3 protein-coding genes are annotated in these 21,536 nt (G+C 68.7%); all 3 read left to right on the forward strand.

Going from position 1 to position 21,536, the window contains the following annotated elements:
* The first annotated feature begins 196 nt into the window (after window positions 1–196).
* The gene (locus NI2_RS12570; RefSeq protein ID WP_067489994.1) at window positions 197–1,429 is read left to right on the forward strand and encodes a PucR family transcriptional regulator; all 1,233 of its coding nucleotides are present in this window, start codon (window positions 197–199) and stop codon (window positions 1,427–1,429) included.
* 842 nt (window positions 1,430–2,271) lie between these two features.
* The gene (locus NI2_RS12575; protein WP_067490383.1) at window positions 2,272–20,337 is read left to right on the forward strand and encodes a non-ribosomal peptide synthetase; all 18,066 of its coding nucleotides are present in this window, start codon (window positions 2,272–2,274) and stop codon (window positions 20,335–20,337) included.
* 10 nt (window positions 20,338–20,347) lie between these two features.
* Window positions 20,348–21,505: an epoxide hydrolase family protein gene (locus tag NI2_RS12580; protein ID WP_067489997.1), complete on the forward strand. Its 1,158-nt coding sequence runs from the start codon at window positions 20,348–20,350 to the stop codon at window positions 21,503–21,505.
* Window positions 21,506–21,536 lie beyond the last annotated feature (31 nt).

Raw genomic sequence — 21,536 nt, forward strand, 5'->3', positions numbered from 1 at the left:
AACGACCCACGAACCCTGCGCGGATTCTGGATCTACCGGGGGTGGACCAGGGTGTTCGGCGACCATGACACCACACGACACGCGGCTATGACACATCTCCGGTCTGTTTGCCACCCCAAAAAGCTACCTGGAGCCCGAATTTGTGCGGATGGCACAATACTGTCGGCGGAATTTGGGCAGCGAACGGAGCAGGCACGTGGCGGCATACGGAACCCTCACCTGGGTCGGGCACGCACTGGCGCCGCTGACCCCGGGCATCACCGAGGACCTCATCCGCGTCACCGAGCAGATGATTCCCGTCGACGACATCGCCGCGGACCTGGGAGACATGCGTGCGGCGAGCATCGCCGAGAACATCGCCGCCGTGCAGCACGTACTCGCCGACAACATCGACCCCGCGACCGTCGGCCCACCCCCGGGCGCGGCCGCCTACGCGCAGCGGCTCGCCCGGCGCGGTGTGCCGCTGACCGTGCTGCTGCGTGCCTACGGCCTCGGCCAGTACCGGTTGCTCGACGCCGCCATCGGACTCATCCTGGCCACCCCGGGTATCGACCACAACGCCCGCATCGCCGAACTCCTGCGCTTCGCCAGCATCTATCTCGACCGCCTGAACTCGTCCATGGGCCGGATCTACGAGGCCGAACGCGACCGCTGGCTCAGCAGCAGGCAGGCCGCGCGCCAGCAGTGGATCGCCCGGCTCCTCGACAGCGACGACGTGGATGTGCCCGCGGCCGAGGAAGCACTCGAATACCGCCTCGACCGAAGTCATCTCGCCGTGGAGGTCTGGACACCGCCCACCGTCACGGGCGCCGAGGCGACGCGAGCGCTGGAACAGGCGCGTCAGGTGGTGGCGTCGGCGCTGCGGACCGCCGGGCGTGGCCTGGTGGCCTCGACGGGAGACCGGGCGCTGCGGATCTGGTTCCCGGTCGAGGGGGAGCAGGGGATCGACGACTTGACCGCCCAGGTCGTCGCATCCGGGCTGCCGGTGCGCGTCGCGCTCGGTTCGCTCGGCGAGGGCCTGCCGGGCTTCCGCCGTTCCACCCGCAACGCCGCCCGCGCGAAGGACCTCGCCGTCTCGGCAGGTCACACCGCGCCGCCGGTTTCGGCCTACGACGCCGTCGCTCCCTTCGCCCTGCTCACCGACGATCCTGATGAGCTCGCCGCTCTCGTCCGCCGCACCCTCGGCGCCCTGGCGGGTGCCGGCGCCAAGAAGGAACTCCTACGCCACACCCTCGATGTCTTCCTGACCGAGGGTGCCAGCTACTCGCGCACCGCCCGCACTCTCGACGTGCATCGCAACACCATCCAGTACCGCATCCAGCAGATCACCACGCGCTACGGAATCACCTTGGATAACAACAGCTTCGACCTCCGCTTCGCCCTCGGCATCTGCCGCTGGCACCCTCACGTACTGACTCGGACATTCTGAGTCCAGCCGGTTTGTGCTGGCCGCACAGCACAGGCGAGACCGAGGACACAAGTCGGATGTCGCCGCTCTGGGTGGTGGGGCGGATCAGCCGGGAGGCAGGATCGGTAACGGCCGAATCCGACCGCTCGTTCATCGGCACCGGACGAGGCGAATATTCACGAGTCCCGGGCATTGCCTTGCGCTTTCAACCAGCACCACGGCGGCACACAACACAGAAGGCGTCGATACCCGTTGCGCCGCGTGTCTAAACTTGTTTATTATGGCTTTCTGAGCTGGTTGCCAGGATCCGAGAAGTCCCGGTAACTGCCGGTCCGAAAATGCCGCAACCGGCATATCGGGCGAAACGGTTGAATCCTCCAATTGTCGGGGTTGTGGGGAATCCATAGCGCGTATTCGGCGACAGCGTGGTCGTCGGATCATCCTGGAACACGCTGGGATCTGGGCGCACCATGTCCCAGAAGGCGATCCGGTGCTGCCAAATGACTTCCACCCCGTTCACTTCCTGCTTGTCAAGGGTCGAGACACTGCTGTGACCTCGGCGCCTCTGTCGCGCCGACGGGTCGGCCGCGCGTTTCACGCCCGCGACCCGGGAAATGAATATTCGCGACAGTAGCTTGCATGAATCGTTAACAATTATTCGAAGGTGATCTATTACAGGTTAGCCAGACAATTCACCACTGCTGAAAGCCAGAGTAATTGCGCACCGCATTCGCTGCGGTCGATCTGTCATGTCATTTTGTTGAATTCGCTTTCATTTCCGGTGGTGCCGCATGTTTTGCGGGGGCAGGGACGGTCCGGTTTGTCGGCCTGCTCCTGGAATGACGCAATACACGGAGGTCCACATGACCCAGTCGAAGCACCATTTGGACAGCAGCTGGGAGCAGTCTGTTTCCGCGCCGGGCAACGGCGCGCACCCACACAACGGCAATGGCAACGGTTCCGTTCCGCGACCTCACGATGTCCTGCCGCTGTCCGCGGCGCAGCGTGGGATCTGGTTCGCGCAGCATCTGGCCCGCGAATCCCCGATTTCGGTGGCACAGTATGTCGAGATCGACGGGCCCGTCGACATCGATGGGCTCGTCGCCGCCTGTAAAACCGCCGGGCGCGAGTTCGGGTGCGCGCACGTGCGGCTGGTCGAGGTCGACGGTGAGCCGTATCAGGTCGTCGACGAAGACCTGCCCTCACCGGTGTCGGTGCTCGACCTACGCGAGGACGACGACCCGGTGGCCACCGCACACGACCTCATGGTCCGTGACTATTCCGCCCCATTGGATCTGCGCAACGACCGGCTGATGAAATGCGTTGTCTTCCAAACCGGTAACGACCACTACCTGTGGTATCAGCGCGCTCACCATATCGTGCTCGACGGTTTCGCTGCGGTCACGATGATGCAGCGGATCGTCGAGTTGTACAACGCGTGGGTGTCGGGGGAGCAGGCCCCGATGTCCACCGCGAAGGACCTGAGCGAAATCGTGGACCAGGACCTGGCGTACCGGGGTTCGACACGCTTCGACAACGACCGCGACTACTGGACCGAACACCTCGACGGCGCCCCACCTGTCGTCGGCCTCGCGGGCCACGGCGGCACACCGACCATTCACCCGACGCTCGTCAGCGCGACCCTGCCCGACCACACCGCTCGACAGCTCGACCGGGTCGTCGCCGACCGCGGCACCAGCGTCACGCCGGTGATCGTCGCCGCGTTCGCCGCCTACCTGGCCCGGATGACCGGCAGCGACGAAGTGTTGCTGAGTCTGCCGGTCTCCGGTCGCCATTCCGCGGTGCTGCGACGGTCCGGCGGGATGGTCGCCAATGTGGTGCCGCTGCGGGTGCCCGTCGCCGGGAACGGGACGGGCGCGGTGATCACCGCGGTGCAGAGCGAGCTGACCAGCGCGCTGCGGCGGCAGCGGTACCGGCAGGAAGACATCTTCCGCGATATGGGGATCGCCCGTGATGAAACCGCGTCGTTCGGGCCGGCGATCAACCTGATGATGGTGAGCAACGAGATCGTGCTCGGCGCTACCGTCGGCCGGCTGCATGTGCTGACCTCGGGGCCCACCTCGGACCTGTTCGTCAATATCTATCCCGGTGCGGGCCGCGACAGCACCCATATCGATTTCCAGGGCAACCCGAGCGTGTACAGCGGTGACGAACTCGCCGCTCATCACGCCCGGTTCCTGCGGTTCCTGGACGAATTCCTCGTCGGCGGGCCGGAACGCCCCGTCAGCACCCTGCCGCTGCTGGAACCGACGGAACGGGCCGCGCTGCTGCCCGTGCGTGGACCGGAAACCGTCGGTGACCGGCTGCTCCCCGATATCCTCACCGCCGGGGCACACCACGACCCGGCCGCTACCGCCGTCGCCGCGGCCACCACCACACTGACCTACCGCGAGCTGCACACCCGTTCCACCCGGCTCGCCCGGTACCTGATCGGTCGCGGTTGCGGGCCGGGGACAGCGGTGGCGATCGCCATGCGCCGTTCGACGGAGTCGGTCGTCGCGGCGTGGGCGGTCGCGAAATCCGGGGCCGCGATCGTGCAGATCGATCCAGACTATCCGGCGAAGCGCATCGAGCACATCATCGTTGACAGCGGCGCTCGGATGGTCGTCACGCTCGACGCCGTCCGGGACCGGCTCCCGCGCACCGCGCCCGCGCTGGTCCTCGACGATCCCGCGATCCGCGACGCCTGCGCCGACAGCGGTGACGAACCGGTCACCGACGCCGACCGCCTCCGCCCGTTGCACGTCGGCGACCTCGCCTACATCACCTACACTTCCGGTTCCACCGGTGTGCCCAAGGGTGTGCAGGTGACCCACCGTGGCCTGGCGAATCTGGTCGCCGACCGCAGCGACGCCTACGCTCTGAGCCCGCGATCACGGGTGTCCTATGCCCTCTCACCGGCCTTCGACGCCTCCTTCGAACAGTTCCTGACCTGTTTCGCCAACACGGCCACGCTGGTGGTCGTGCCGCCGGAAGTGATCGGCGGCGATCGGCTCACCCGACTGCTGGCCGATGAGCACGTCACCCATCTGACGTTGACGCCGGCGATGCTGGCGACCGTCGACCCGCATCCGCTGACCGAGCTGCGGGTGGTGGTGGTCGGCGGTGACGTATGCCCGCCGCATGTGATCGACCGCTGGTCGCGGCACTGCGCGATGGTCAACGAATACGGGCCGACCGAGGCCACGGTGACCGCCGCGGGCGCGCGGATCCGGCCCGGCCGCGACCTCACCGTCGGCGGCCCCGTCCGTGGTGTGGCGGCGATGGTGCTGGACCGTGGCCTGCAGCCGGTTCCGGTCGGCACGGCGGGCGAACTGTATCTGGCCGGGCCCGGCCTGGCCCGCGGCTACAACCGGCGCTTCGCCGACACCGCGGCCCGTTTCGTCGCCGACCCCTTCGGCGATCCGGGGCAGCGCATGTATCGCACCGGCGATCTGGCCCGCTGGGTCGCGGAGGATTCGAGGGTTGCGCTGGAACTGCTGGGCCGCAGCGATTTCCAGGTGAAGATCCGTGGCTACCGGATCGAACCGGCCGAGATCGACGCCGCCCTCACCGCCCATCCGGATGTCGACCTGTCGGTCACCGTCCCCGTGCACAACAATGCCGGTACCACCGTCCTGGCCTCCTACGTCGTCCCCGTCGAGGATCACCGCGTAGATCCCGCGCAGCTGCAACTGTTCGCCCGCGAATCACTGCCGCCGCACATGGTTCCAGCGGTGATCGTGCCGCTGGACCAGCTGCCGGTGAACGCGTTCGGCAAACTCGATCGCCGCGCGCTGCCGGAACCGGAATTCGGTGCGGTTCCGGCCGGACGCGACCCGGAAACGGACCGTGAGATCTTGATGGCGGGCCTGTTCAGCGAGATCCTCGGTGTCCCCCAGGTCGGCGCCGACGACAGCTTCTTCGCCCTCGGCGGTGACAGCATCCTCTCGATCCAGCTGGTGGCGCGTGCGAAAGCCGTCGGGCTGGGTTTCTCCACCCAGGACGTGTTCGAGCACAAGACCGTCGCGGGCCTGGCCGCCATGGCCGCCGAGGCCGGTGGCGCCCCGCAGCTGCGCGAACTCCCCGGCGGTGGCGTCGGACCGATCCCGCTGTCGCCGATCGTGCACGCCATGCTCGGCCGCGGGCATTACGACCGGTTCGCGCAGGCCACCCTCGTCGAACTACCCGACCGGCTCGACCCGGCACATCTGGCACGCGCCCTACAGGCCCTGCTGGATCGTCACGACATGCTGCGCGCCGTCCTGCACGTCGATGACTCCGACGAGCACCGCCTCGAAGTGCCTGCCCCCGGAACCATCGATGCCGACTCCGTCATCACCCACGTGACGCTGCGTCACCGCGACGCCGCCGAAGTCGACCGGCACCTACAGCAGGCCGCCGACCGTCTCGACCCCGCCGCCGGTGTCCTTGTGCAGGCTGTCCGGGTCCAGGACGGCACCGGCACGGGCCCCGACCTGCTGTGGTTGGTGGTCCATCACCTCGCCGTCGACGCGGTGTCGTGGCGGATCCTGCTCACCGACCTGGCCCGCACCTGGCTACAGGTATCCACCGGCGAGGACCCGCGGCCCGGCACAGGAACAACCTCGGTGCGGAGCTGGGTCCACGGCCTGACCGAACAGGCCGCCACCCGACGCCCGGCGGAACTGGAACGCTGGAAAACCGTTCTCGCCGAGGGAAACCGGTTGCTCGGGTCACGGCCGCTGGACCCCGAACGCGATGTCATGGCCACCGCCGACCGGATCCGGTTGCGTCTTCCCGCGGACATCACCGACGCCGTCCTCACCGGCATCCCGGCCCGGTTCCACGGCAGCGCCAACGATCCGCTGTTGGCGGCGCTCGCCCTGGCCACGGCGCAGTGGCGGGCCCGCCGCGATGCCACCGCGGGGACGGAACTGATTTCGCTGGAAGGGCACGGCCGCGAGGAACAGGCGGTGCCAGGTGCGGATCTGAGCGCCACCGTCGGCTGGTTCACCACCCGATTCCCGGTCCGGCTCGACCTGTCCGGCGTCGATCTCGATGATGCCTTCACCGGCGGCCCCGCAGCGGGGGCGGCGATCAAACAGGTGAAGGAACATTTACGCGCGGTCCCGGACAACGGGATCGGTTACGGCATGCTGCGTTATCTCGACCCCGTGGGCAGTGCCGAGCTCGGGACCGCGTCGGAACCCCAGATCAGTTTCAACTATCTGGGGCGGGTGGGTGTCGGCGACCACTCGGGGGCGTGGACACCCACCACCGAATTCACCTCGCTCACCGCGACCACCGATCCTCGAATGTCGTTGCCCGCGATCGTGGATGTGAACGCGATCGCGGTGCCCGGCCCCGACGGGCTCGAGCTCGAGGCCACCTGGGAATACGCGACCGGCATCATGGACGCCGACGAGGTGTCCGCACTGGCCGATCTGTGGGTGCGGGCGCTGCACAGTCTCGCCGCGCATCTGCGCACCGACGGCGCAGGCGGTTTCACCCCGTCCGATTTCCCGCTGGTCACGGTCTCGCAGACCGATATCGATCGCTGGGCGCGGGAGTTCCCGGCGATGACCGATGTGTGGCCGCTGACCGCGCTGCAAACCGGGCTGCTGTTCCACACCCTCTACGACCGCGACGGCGACGACAGCTACATCGTGCAGGCATCACTGACCCTCGCCGGTGAGGTCGACGCCCAGCGCATGCGCCAGGCCGCCCAAACCCTCATCGACCGTCACGACAGCCTGCGCACCGCCTTCGTCGAAACCGCCGACGGTCCCCGCCAGATCGTGCTGCACAGTGTCCGCGCCGATTGGCGCGAAGCCGATCTCAGCACCCACGACCCCGCCGGACGCGACCGCGAGATCCATCGCCTCACCACCGAAGCGACCGCACCGTTCGATCCCGCCTGCCCGCCGCTGCTGCGCTTCCAACTGTTGCGCACCGGTGTCGGCGAGTATCGGCTGCTGATCACCGACCATCATCTCGTGCTGGACGGCTGGTCGATGCCGTTGCTGATCCACCAGCTCCTCGTGTTGTACACCGGCGGCGATGCCGGTGAGCTCCCGGCTCCGCGATCGTTCCGGGACTACCTGCAGTGGTTGCACTCCCAGGACGATGCCGCCGCCACGGCCGCCTGGCAGCGAATGCTGGACGGGGTGGACAACCCCACCCGGGTCTCGGGCCGCCCAAACCGTACGGGTGGTGCGGCCAGTAGTGAGGTCGGGCTCGACCTCGATGCCGCTACCGCCGCCGCGGTCCTCGATCTCGGTCGCTCCCACGGTGTCACCGCGGGCACCACCGTCGAGGTGGCGTGGGCGCTGCTGCTCACGGCTCTCACCGGACGTTCCGATGTGGTGTTCGGCAATACGGTGTCGCACCGTCCGCCGCAGCTCCTCGGCGTGGAACACATGGTCGGCCTGTTCATCAACACCCTGCCGGTGCGGGTGCGCCTCGACCCTCACGAAAGCGTCGGCGACCTGCTGATCCGGGTGCAATCCGAGCAGGCCGCGATGCTCGAGCACCGCCATATCGGTTTGGCGGAACTGCAGCGCGCCACCGGGATCGCGGACATGTTCGACACCGTCACGGTGCTCGAGTCCTATCCGCTGGACCGGGAAGGGCTGGCCCGCGATCTCGACGCGGCCGGGCTGCGGCTGATCGATCTCGACGCCCAGGACGCCACCCCGTTCCCGCTGAGCCTGCAGGTCACTCCGCCGCGTCCCACCGGCGACGACGCGGGCACCTACACGCTCACCCTGCGCTACGCCACCGACCGGTTCGACACCGATCAGGCCGCCACCCTGCTCACACGATTCGAACGGATCCTGACCCAGCTGGTCACCGAGCCCGCCACCCGCACAGCCGCTGTCACCCCGGGACCCGGTGAACCGGTGCCCGCCACGGGCGCTCCCGCCGTCCCCGAACGAACCCTGCACGAGATTCTCACCGCGACCGCCCACCGATATCCCGATGCCGCCGCCGTCAGGTCCGGCGACAACACCCTCACCTACCGTGAGCTGCGGCAGCGGGCGGGTGAACTCGCGAGCGTGCTCGTTGCTCGCGGTGCGCGTCCCGAAACGTTCGTCGCCCTGGCCCTGCCTCGGTCGATCGACCTGGTCGTCGCGATCTGGGCGGTCTCCGAAACCGGTGCCGCGTTCATTCCGCTCGATCCGGCCGATCCCGGCGAGCGCATCGCCGGGATGCTGGCCGATTCGGGCACGGGCTTGGGTATTACGACCGCTCCCGTCGCCGCGCATCTGCCCCGCACCGTCGACTGGCTGACCCTCGACGACGCCCCCACGCCTCACACTGCGCCGGCACCTTCCCGGCCGGTAGCACCCGACAGCACCGCCTACCTGATCTTCACCTCCGGTTCGACCGGAACCCCGAAAGCGGTGCAGGTGACCCACCGCGGTCTGGCCGACCTCGTCGCCGCCCACACCGCGGCCTTCGGCGCGGACGCCACCTCCACGGTCTTGCAGGTCGCCTCACCGGGTTTCGATGCCAGCGTCTCGGAACTGCTGCTGGCCCACGGCAACGGCGCCTGCCTGCTGATCGCACCACCGGATGTGTACGGCGGCGCGGACCTCACCGAACTGCTGCGCACCGCACAGGTCACCCACGCCATCATCACCCCGTCGGTGCTGAACACCCTCGACCCGGCGCGGGTACCGGACCTCACCGCGATCGCGGTGGTCGGTGAAGCCACCGGCGCGGACACCGTGAAGCGGTGGGCGCCCGGCCGACGGTTGATGAACCATTACGGACCGACCGAAACCACGATCTGGGCAACCGATTCTGCCGCCCTGCACCCCAGTGAACCGGTGACGATCGGTGGTCCCGTCCACGGCGTCTCCGTCGCGGTCCTCGACATGTGGTTGCGGCCGGTACCGGTCGGGGTCACGGGGGAGCTGTATGTCGGTGGTCCGGGGCTGGCGCGCGGCTATTTCGCCAGGCCCGCGACCACCGCATCCCGTTTCATCGCCGCCGGCGGTGGCGAACGCCTGTACCGCACAGGCGATTCCGTGCGCTGGATTCGCGGACGCACCGGGCTGGAACTGGAATACCTGGGCCGCAACGATCAACAGGTCAAGATCCACGGCCTGCGCATCGAACCGGGGGAGATCGACGCTCAGCTCGCCCGCCACACCGCAGTGGCGAGCGCCGCCACCGTCACCCGCACGGGCCCGACCGGTGAACCGATCCTGGTGTCCTTCGTCGTCGGCGCACCCGGCCGAAACCTGGACACGACGCAACTGCACGACCACCTCGACCACACCCTCGCCCACTACATGCACCCCACGACGATCGTCGAACTCGACGAAATGCCGGTCACCCCCACCGGCAAGATCGACCGTAAAGCGCTGCGACAGCACCAACTCACCGCACCCGACACCGCCGGACGCGTCCCTGCCACGCCCGCCGAACGCACGATGGCGGACCTGTTCGCGCAGGTCCTGAACCTGGACAGGGTGTCCGCCGACAGCAACTTCTTCACCCTCGGCGGCGACAGCATCGTCTCCATGCGCCTGGTCGCGCTCGCCCGGGCCGCCGGGCTCGTCCTCACCCCACGCGAGGTGTTCGAAGCGAAGACGGTGGCCGCGCTCGCCGCCACCGCCCGCCGCGACACCTCCGCAACGGGCAGCGACGACACCCCGGGATCACCGCTGGTCACCCTCGACGATGACGCGATCCTCGCACTGCGGCAACAATATCCTGGCCTGGCCGACGTCTGGCCGCTGTCACCGATGCAGTCGGGTATCCACTTCCACTCCACCTTCACCGCCGACGCGGACAACTACACCGTCCAGACGTCTATCGGCTTCACCGGTGAGATCGACGCCGACCGCCTGCGCCGCGCCACCCAGGCACTGATCGACCGCCACGACATCCTGCGCGCCGGATTCGCCGAAACCGCCGCCGGACCACACCAGATCGTGCTCGACCACGCCGACACCGACTTCCGCGAAATCGACCTGACCGGCGGACAGGACCCCCGCGCCGCCACCGACATCGCCGCCGCCGACGCCGCGGCCGGTTTCGACCTGTCCGCACCGCCGCTGATCCGCTTCACCCTGATCCGCCTCGAACCCGGTGTGCACCGGCTGCTGGTCACCGATCACCACGTGATCCTCGACGGCTGGTCGATGCCGCTGCTCATGGGCGAACTGCTCGAAAACTACGGTGCCCCCGAGCGAATCGGCACCGCCGGACCCGCGCCTTCCTACCGTGACTACCTGACCTGGCTGCAACACCAGGACCCCGACGCGTCCAAATCCGCTTGGGCGCGGGAATTCGCGGACGTGGATTCCCCGCCCCGCGTCGCCCGCGGAGCAGGCACCTCGGGCAACGCCGCCGAGGTGATCACCGACCTGCCCGCCGACCTGTACCGCGAGCTGCGTGATGTCGCCGCCGACGCGGCCGTCACCGTCAGTACCACGGTCGCCGCGGCCTGGGCGCTGAATCTGCGCGTCCTCACCGGCGAAACCGATGTCGTCTTCGGCTCGGCGGTGTCGGGCCGGCCACCGGAGCTGCCACAGGTGGAACGCACTCTGGGCATGTTCCTCAACACCATCCCGGTCCGGGTCCGGCTCGAGCCCGAACACACACTGCGCGACCTGCTCGTACGGGTCCAGGAGCAGCACGCCCGCATGCTCGACCACCACTACATCGGGCTCCCCGAAATCCATCGCAGCGTCGGCGTCACCGAATTGTTCGACACCGCGGTCACATTCCAGTCGTTCCCCGTCGACCGCCCCGCCCTGCAACGACTCGTCGACTCCGCGGGCCTGCGTGTCGACGAGATCTCCGGCGTCGACGCCACCCCGTTCCCGTTGAGCCTGGTCGTCGCTCCCACTCCCGAAGGTGCATCGGGCCTGCGGATCACGCTCCGCTTCCTGACCGACGAATTCGACAGCACCCACGCCGACCACATCCTCACCCGGTTCGTGGACGTCCTCACCCGCATCGCCCGCGACCCGGCCACCCGGCTCGGTGCACTCGCACTTCCCGGCGTACCGGCTCCCGCCCACCCGGACACCGTCCACCACACCCCGGCCACCCTCGCGGGCATCCTCACCGCCACCGCCGCCCACACCCCTGGTGCCGTCGCCGCGCAGTGCGGTGCGGCCTCCCTCACCTACCGCGAACTCGACGAACGATCCAACCGCCTCGCCCGGGCCCTGCTGCGTCGCGGCGCCCGGCCCGGCCGGATCACCGCCCTCGCGCTCCCACGCTCACTCACCGGCGTCGTGGCCCTGTGGGCGGCCGCCAAAGCGGGGACGGCGTTCCTCCCGATCGACCCGAAGCTGCCCGCCGGACGGATCGAATTCCTGCTGTCGGACTCCGGGGCACCGCTCGGCATCACCGATTCCGTCACCGCACCGAAACTGCCCGATGGCACCGACTGGCTGATCGTCGACGACGAACACACCCGCCGCAGCGTGGCCGCCGAATCGCCGGAACCGCTCACCATCCACGGTGTGCATCCCGATCACAGTGCCTACGTCATCTACACCTCCGGTTCCACCGGCACCCCCAAAGGCGTCCTGGTCTGCCACCGTGCCCTCACCGACCTGGTCGCGGCTCAACACCGGACACTGCATGTCGACGACAGTGCCACGGTCCTGCAGGTCGCGTCTCCCAGTTTCGACGCCAACCTGTTCGAACTGCTCATGGCACACGGATCGGGCGCACGGCTCGTCATCGCACCTCCGGATGTGTACGGCGGCCGTGAATTGGCCGATCTCGTTCGCCGCGAACACATCTCGCACGCGGTGATCACCCCGTCCGCGCTGGCCACCGTCCCGGTCGACGACCTCACTACGTTGCGGGTCCTGGCGACGGCCGGGGAACCGGTCGGACGGGAACTGGTCCAACGGTGGGCACCGGGCCGCACCATGCTCAATCTCTACGGCCCCAGCGAAACCACCATCTGGGCAACCGCATCCGAACTGTCCGCCGACGCGCCCATCGGTATCGGCCGCCCCGTCGGTCCGGTCGCCGCCACCGTCCTCGACAGCTGGCTGCGACCCGTCCCGCAGGGCGTGGCAGGCGAGCTGTACCTGTTCGGTCCGGGGCTGGCCGAAGGCTATATCGACCGGCCAGGACTGACCGCCGCCCGGTTCATCGCCTGCCCGTTCGGCAACGGCGGCGCCCGCATGTACCGCACCGGCGATCTCGTCCGCCGCAATGCCGACGGCGACCTGGAATTCGTGGGCCGCAACGACTTCCAGGTGAAAGTCCGCGGCTCACGTGTCGAACTCGGCGAAATCGACGCCGCGCTCACGGGCCGCCCCGACATCACCTTCGCGACCACCCTCGCACACACCGACCACGGGGGACCGGCACGCCTGGTGTCCTATGTGGTGCCCGCACCGGGGGAGGACGTCTCGGTCGAGTCCCTCACCGCCGCCCTCGCCGCCGCGCTGCCCACCTACATGGTGCCCGCCGCCGTCATGATCCTGGATGACGTACCACTCACCGCCCACGGCAAACTCGACCGCGACCGCCTACCTGAACCCGTATTCGCCGCACGCGAATACCGGGCTCCCACCTCCTGGCCGGAAGAGCTCGTCGCCGCAGCCTTCGCACAGGTCCTCGACGTGCACCGGGTCGGCGCCGACGACGACTTCTTCGCCCTCGGTGGCGATTCGCTCAGCGCCTCGCTGGTGGTCGCCCGGGTCGGTGCCGCGCTCGGTGTGCGGGTACCGGTGCGTGCCCTGTTCGAGGCACCAACCGTCGCCGCCCTCGCCCGCCACACCACCACTGTGCGCACCGGCGAACGGATCCCGCTCACCGCCCGCCCGCACCCCGAATCCCTGCCGCTGTCACTGGCCCAGCAACGCATGTGGTTCCTCAACCGGTTCGAACCGGAATCCGCCGCACACAACATTCCCGTCATGCTGCGCCTCACCGGCGAACTCGACACCGACGCCTTGCGCCACGCCCTCATCGACGTCATCGCCCGCCACGAAGTACTGCGCACCGTCTATCCCGAGACCGCGGGTGAACCTCGTCAGCTGGTGCTGGCCGAACCCGCCCCTGCTCTGCACACCATTCCCGTCGACACCGCAACCCTCGCCGATACCGTGAATACGTTCGTGCGCAACGGATTCGACGTCACCTCCGAGGTCCCGCTCCGCATCGGACTGTTCGATCTGGGCACCGGCGAATACCTGCTCGCCCTCGTCGTCCACCACATCGCGGGCGACGGCCGATCCATGGGCCCACTGGCCCGCGATGTCGTCACCGCCTATGCGGCCCGGGTCGGCGGGCACGCACCCCACTGGCAGCCCCTGCCCGTCCAATACGCCGACTACGCACTGTGGCAGCGGGAAGTCCTCGGCGCCGCCGCCGACCCCGAATCGTTGCTGTCCACCCAGCTGCGGTTCTGGCGGGAAACCCTCGCCGACGCCCCCGACCGGCTCGATCTCCCCACCGACCGCCCCCGCCCACCCGTCGCCTCACTGGCCGGTGGCCGCATCCCCGTCGACATCGGCGCCGGCCTGCACACCCGGCTGCGCGAACTCGCCCACAGTCGCGGTTCCTCACTGTTCATGGTGATGCACGCCGCCCTCGCCGCCGTCCTCGGCCGCCTCAGCGGCAGCGACGACGTCGTGATCGGCACCCCCGTCGCGGGCCGGGGCGAACCCGCCCTCGAGGATCTGGTCGGCATGTTCGTCAACACCCTCGCCCTGCGCACCGCTGTCGACACCGGCGAACCGTTCACCGAACTGCTCACCCGCACCCGCGACACCGACCTGGCCGCTTTCGAACACGGCGATGCGCCGTTCGAACGGGTTGTGGAGGAACTCAATCCGCAACGCGCCGCCGACCGGCACCCGCTGTTCCAGGTGATGCTCGCCTTCCAGAGCCTGTCCGGTACCGACGTCGAGCTGCCCGGCATCACCGTCTCCCGCGCCGACATCGATACCGGCCTGTCCCAATTCGACCTGCAACTGATCCTCGCCGACTCCTACGACGACGGGGGAGCAGCGTGCGGGCTCTCCGGAACGCTCACCTTCGCCCGCGACCTGTTCGACGAAACCACCGCCCACGCATTCCTCACGCGACTGCTCCGGGTCCTCGAAGCCATCACCACCGACCCCACCGAAGCCGTCGGCGATCTCGGATGGCTCGACCGCACCGAACACCACGACCTCTCGACCCGGGTCGGTCCGCGTCCGATTGGCCCCCGGCCCCCGGCCCTGCTACCGGACGTTTTCGCCGCCGCCGTCAACGACAATCCCACCGGCATCGCCGTGGTCTCCGGCGACACCGAACTCACCTACCGCGAACTCGACACCCGTTCCAACCAGCTGGCACGGCTGTTGATCCGCCACGGCGCCGGGCCCGAACATCCCGTGCTCGTCGCCACCGGCCGCACCGCTGACGAAGTCGTCGCCTGGTGGGCGGTCGTCAAGACCGGTGCACCCTACGTCCCGGTGGATCCCCGCTATCCAGCCGGCCGCATCGAACAGATGGTCACCGACTCGCGCGCCACCCTCGGCGTCACCCTGACCGGCGCACGGCCCCAACTGCCCGGCACCGTCGACTGGATCCTGCTCGACTCACCGGCCGAAACCCCGGAACCGGCCAGCGAATCCGCCGAACCCGTCACCGACACCGACCGGGTGCGGCCACTCCACGCCACCAACGTCGCCTACATCGTGTTCACCTCCGGGTCCACCGGTCGCCCCAAGGGCGTCGCGATCACCCACACCGGAATCGCCGACTTCGTCGCCGGACAACGCCTCGGCACCCCGCCCCGCAACAGCGATCGCGTCCTGCACTTCGCCTCACCGTCCTTCGACGCCTCGCTCCTGGAAATCCTGCTCGCCACCGGCCGCGCCGCCACCCTCGTCATCGCCCCCACCGACATCTACGGCGGCGACGAACTGGCCGAATTCCTGCGCACCCACCGCATCACCCACGCCTTCATCACCCCCGCCGCCCTCGCCTCCGTCGACCCCACCGGCCTCGACCACCTCCAGCACATCGTGTCCGGTGGCGACGAAGTCCCCGCCGACCTCATCAACCGGTGGGCAGGCAGCGACCGTGCGGGCACCCGCGAATTCCGGGTCCTCTACGGGCCCACCGAAACCACCATGCTCGCCACCTCCACCCGACCGATCCAACCCGGCGAACGACCCACCATCGGCACCCCACTGCCCGGAATCCAGGCACTGGTCCTCGACGACCGGCTCCGGCCCGCACCGGTCGGTGTCAGCGGCGAACTGTATCTGGCCGGACCAGCCCTGGCCCGCGGCTACCTCAACCGCGCCGCAACCAACGCCGACCGATTCACCGCCTGCCCCTACGCCGAACCCGGCGGCCGCATGTACCGCACCGGCGACCTCGTCCGCTGGAACACCCGTGGCGACCTGGAATTCCTGGGACGCAACGACTTCCAGGTGAAGGTGCGCGGCTTCCGCGTCGAACTCGGCGAGATCGACACCGCCCTCGGCGCCCGCCCCGACATCGCCTACGCGGTAACCATCCCACGCCGCGAAGGCACCGGCCCCGTCACGCTGGTGTCCTATGTGGTCGCGGCACCGGGTGCCGAAATCTCCGTCGACACCCTCACCACCGCACTCACCGACACCCTGCCCGCCTACATGGTGCCCGCCGCGATCATGGTCCTCGACCGGATCCCGCTCTCACCCAACGGCAAACTCGACCGCAAGGCCCTCCCCGAACCCGTCCAGCAGACCAGGCAGTTCCGTGCCCCGACCTCACCGGTCGAGGAAATCGTGGCGGGTGTCTTCACCGACGTACTCGGCCTCGACCGTGCCGTCGGCGCCGACGACGACTTCTTCGAACTCGGCGGCAACAGTCTCGTCGCCACCCGCGTCGCCGCCCGCATCGGCGCCGCCCTCGACGCCACCGTGCCGGTCGCGATGATCTTCGACGCACCGACCGTCGCCAAACTCGCCGCCCGCGCCGAATCCCACGCCGACACCGGACGAGTGGCGCTCACCCCACAACCCCGGCCGCCGCACATCCCGCTGTCCTACGCACAGCAGCGCATGTGGTTCCTCAACCGGTTCGAACCCGATTCGGCCGCCTACAGCATCCCCATCGTCATCCGCCTCACCGGCCACCTCGACACCGACGCCCTGCACCGCGCCCTCACCGACGTCGTCGACCGGCACGAGGTCCTGCGCACCCGCTACCCGCACGTCGACGGCGAGCCAGCACAGGTCGTCCTACCGGCCCACCTCGCCACGCCACCCCTGCACCCCGTCCCGATCGACGACAGCGCTTTGCCCGCCGCGCTCGCCGCACTCCTGCGCACCGCATTCGACGTCACAACCGAAATCCCGCTGCGTGCCAGGCTCTACGAGACCGGTCCCGACACCTGGGTGCTTGCCGTAGTCCTGCACCACATCTGCGGCGACGGATCCTCCCTCGCCCCACTGGCCCGCGACATGATGACCGCCTACCAGGCCCGAGTCGACGGCCACCCACCCACCTGGACACCGCTACTTGTCCAGTACGCCGACTACGCCATCTGGCAGCACACCGTCCTGGGCGCCGCACACGACCCCGACTCGCTGCTACGCGCGCAAATCGACTACTGGACCACCCGACTCGCCGATCTGCCGCCGCTGCTCGAACTTCCCACCGACCGTCCGCGGCCACCGATCCAGACCTACACCGGTGGCAACGTCGAACTCACCGTCGACGCCGACCTGCACACCGCCTTGGAAAAGGTCGCGCGCGCCCACAACAGCACCCTGTTCATGGTGTTCCACGCCGCCCTCGCCGCCACTCTCGGCCGCATCGCCGCCACCGACGACATCGCCATCGGCACGCCCTACGCCGGTCGCGGCGAACGCGAACTCGACGACCTCGTCGGCATGTTCGTCAACACCCTGGTCCTGCGCACCCACCTCACCGACCACATGACCTTCACCGAACTCCTCGAGCACGTGCGCGGCGACGACCTCGCCGCATTCGGGCACGCCGACGTCCCGTTCGAACGCCTCGTCCAAGAACTCAACCCCGTCCGCTCCCACGCCCACCACCCCCTGTTCCAGGTGATGCTCGCCTTCCAGAACCACACCACGACCGACTTCCAGCTCCCCGGACTCAGCGCCTCGGCCGTCGAAGCCGACACCGCGACCTCCCTGTTCGACCTCCAGATCACCGTCTCCGACACCCACGACAGCACCGGCACACCCACCGGAATGAACGGCACCATCACCTACGCCACCGACCTGTTCGACCCGGCCACCGCCACCACCATCGCCGAGCGCCTGCAACGGATCCTGCGCGCACTCGCCACCGACCCGACCCGCCAGATCCACGACGTCGACCTCCTCGACACCGGCGAACGCGACGCACTCCTGCACCGGTGGAACCACACCGAACACCCCCTCGACCCCCGCCAAACCCTCGCAAGCCTGTTCACCCACGCCGCACGCATCCACGCCGACCGGCCTGCCGTCGAGTACGGCTCCGAAGCCCTGGCGTATGCCGAATTCGCCGCACGCGTCAACCGGCTCGCCCGCTGGCTCATCGCCCGCGGCGTCGGCCCGGACACTCTCGTCGCACTGCGCATGCCGCGATCCCTCGACCAGGTCACCGCCATGTACGCCGTCCACGCCGCCGGCGGCGGATACGTCCCCATCGACCCCGCCCACCCCGCCGACCGCGTCGACTACATGCTCACCACCGCGGCACCCGTCCTCGAACTCACCTCGCTCGACGGAATCGACCTCACCGGTTACGACGACACCCCCGTCACAAACACCGACCGCCGCACCCCACTACGACCCGACAACATCGCGTACGCCCTGTTCACCTCGGGATCCACCGGGCGGCCCAAAGGTGTTGCCGTGCCGCACAGCGCGGTTCTCAACCAGCTCCACTGGATCATCGACACCTACCGGCTCACCACCGCCGACACAGTCCTGCAGAAGACCCCAGCCACCTTCGACGTGTCGGTCTGGGAACTGTTCGCCACCCTCGCCGTCGGCGCCCGCCTGGTGATCGCCCGACCCGACGGACACACCGACCCCGCCTACCTGGCCGACACCATCGCCGACCGGCAGGTCACCGTCACCTCCTTCGTCCCGTCCATGCTCGCGGCCTTCGCCGACGCCGCCCCCGCGAGATCCCTGGAGCCGTTGCGCGCCTTGCTCGTCGGCGGCGAAGCGTTCGGCGCCGACGTGGTGTCGGCCGCACGCCGAGCCATGCCCCACACCGAACTACACAATCTCTACGGCCCCACCGAATTCACCGTGCACGCCACCGCCCACCACGTCACCCACGGCGACACCGGCAGCATCCCCATGGGCACACCGGTGTGGAACGTCCGCGCCCACATCCTCGACAACCGCCTGCGCCCGGTTCCGCCCGGGGTAGCGGGGGACCTCTACCTCGCCGGCAACCAGATCGCCCGCGGCTACCACGCCCACCCCGCCCTCACCGCGGAACGATTCGTCCCCGACCCGTTCACCGCGGGCCAGCGCATGTACCGCACAGGTGACCGGGCCCGCCGCCTGCGCACCGGCGAACTGGAATACCTGGGCCGCACCGACTTCCAGGTGAAACTGCGCGGCCTGCGCATCGAACTGGGCGAGATCGAAGCCGTCCTCGCCGAGCACCCCACCGTCGCTCGCGCGATCGCCGCCGTCCACACCTCCGGCACCGGCGACCGGCTCGTCGCCTACCTCATGCCCGCGGCAGGCCACGACGTCGACACCGATGCCGTCCTCGCCCACGCCGCCGCCGAACTCCCCGACTACATGGTGCCCACCACGGTCATGGTGCTCGACACCGTGCCGCTGACCGACTCCGGCAAACTCCACCGTAAACACCTACCGGAGCCGGTGTTCGACGTGGGGGAGTTCCGGGAACCGGAATCCTGGCTCGAAGGCGAGGTCGCCCGGGTCTACGAGCACGTTCTCGGCATGGCCCGCGTCGGTGCCGACGACGACTTCTACGCCCTCGGCGGCAACTCCCTCAAGTCGGTGCAGGTGGTCAGCGAACTTCGCAAGGAACTCGACTACGAGGTCCCCGTCAGCTGGATCCTGTCCGACCCACGCCCCACCGACCTCGCCAAGCGCATCGAAACCGGAATGCGCACCGGGCACACCACCGAACCCACCACACCCGGATTCGATGTCGTGCTACCGATCCGCACCACCGGGACACAATCCCCGCTGTTCTGCGTCCACCCCGCGTCCGGCCTGGCCTGGTGCTACCGCCCGCTCGGCGAATACCTGACCGAGGACCGACCCATCTACGGAATCCAGGCACCACAACTGAGCGGCGAACCGGGGTCCGCGACCATCGAAGACACCGCCCGCCGCTACCTCGACGAAATCCGCGCCATCCAGCCGCACGGCCCCTACCACCTGCTCGGCTGGTCACTGGGCGGCCAGATCGCCCACGCCGTCGCCGCCGAAATACGCGCCGCCGGAGAACAAGTCGCGCTGCTGGCCCTGCTCGACGCCGAAGCCGACGGATTCGATCCCACCGCCGTCACCACCGTGACGGCCGGTGAACTGGTCGCCAACCTCGGCCCGGTGATGGGTATCGATTTCGTCCCCACCGACGCCACCGCCGAGGAAGCCGCCGCACTGATCGAACAGAAACTGGGGGAGCGGCTCGGTATCGACGCCGCCCTGATCCAGCACATGACCGACGCCTACAACGAGTCCATCCGGGCCGCCGCCGACTGGCAACCACCGGTAATCGACTGCGACATGCTGTATTTCACCGCCACCGGCGAACGCCGCGACGACGCGACCGGTCATCGGGGATGGGCACCGAGTGTGCGCGGGCACATCACCGATATCGATATCGACGCCACACACCTGGCGATGACCGAACCCGCGGCCCTGGCCCGCATCGCCCGCGTACTCAATGAACAACTCGATCGGGAGGTCGCCGGGCAGAGCGGCCGAGCGAAATTCGGGTAACCCGGTACGCATGGACGTACAAGCATTCGAATCCCGCGCGACCGACGCCGAACTCGACGACCTGCGCGCACGATTGGCCGCGGTGCGGTTGCCGGAAGCGGAGACGGTCTACCGACCGGGACCCGACCCTCGCCGGTGGGATCAGGGCGTTCCGCGCGCCGACCTCGTCGAGGTGGTGCGCTACTGGCAGAGCGGATACGACTGGCGCTCGTTCGAAGAGCGCCTCCACCAGATCGGGCAGTTCCGCACGACCATCGACGGTCTCGGCATCCACTTCCTGCACCGCCGGTCCCCACGCACGGACGCCACACCGCTGATCATGACGCACGGCTGGCCCGGCAGCGTCGCCGAATTCACCGACATTGTCGACGAGTTGGCGGAACCGAAAGATGCCGCCGCACCGGCATTCCACGTCGTCGCGCCCTCGCTGCCAGGCTTCGGCTACAGCGACAAACCGACCACCACCGGGTGGGGAACCGAAAAGATCGCCGCCGCATGGGTGGAACTGATGGGCAAGCTCGGCTACCGCCGGTTCCTGGCACACGGTGGCGATTGGGGCGGCAATATCACCACCGTCCTCGCCGGCAGGTTCCCGGACCGTGTTCTCGGCATCCACACCCTGTTCGCCGAAGCGCCGCCTGGGCTCACCACAGAGGGCCTGACGCCGACCGAACGCCGGTGGACCGAGGAAACCCGCGACTTCTGGCGCTACCGCGCCGCCTACGCCAAACAGCAGGCGACCCGACCGCAGACCATCGGCTACTCCCTCGTCGACTCCCCGGTCGGGCTGCTGGCCTGGATCCTCGACAAGTTCGCCGAGTGGTCCGACACCGACGACAGCCCGTTCGAAGCGATACCCATGGACCGCGTCCTCGACGACGTCACCCTCTACTGGCTGACCCGAACCGGCGCCTCGGCAGCCCGCATCTACTACGAAAGCCACGCATCCCTCGACCCCGACCTTCGCGTGGACGTCCCGTCGGCCATCACGATGTATCCGGCCGACATCGAGAAATGCCCGCGGCCATGGGCGGAGCAACGGTACCGGCAGATCGTTCGCTGGACGACGCCCGAGACCGGGGGACACTTCCCCTCGCTCGAGGTCCCGGAGTACTTCGTCAAGGACCTACAGGAAGGGCTCGCAACAGTGCTGGCTGCTGATCGATGACCATGCGAGCGCAGCGGGCCCGATCGACCGA

The sequence above is a fragment of the Nocardia ignorata NBRC 108230 genome (assembly GCF_001612905.1).
Lineage (GTDB): Bacteria > Actinomycetota > Actinomycetes > Mycobacteriales > Mycobacteriaceae > Nocardia > Nocardia ignorata.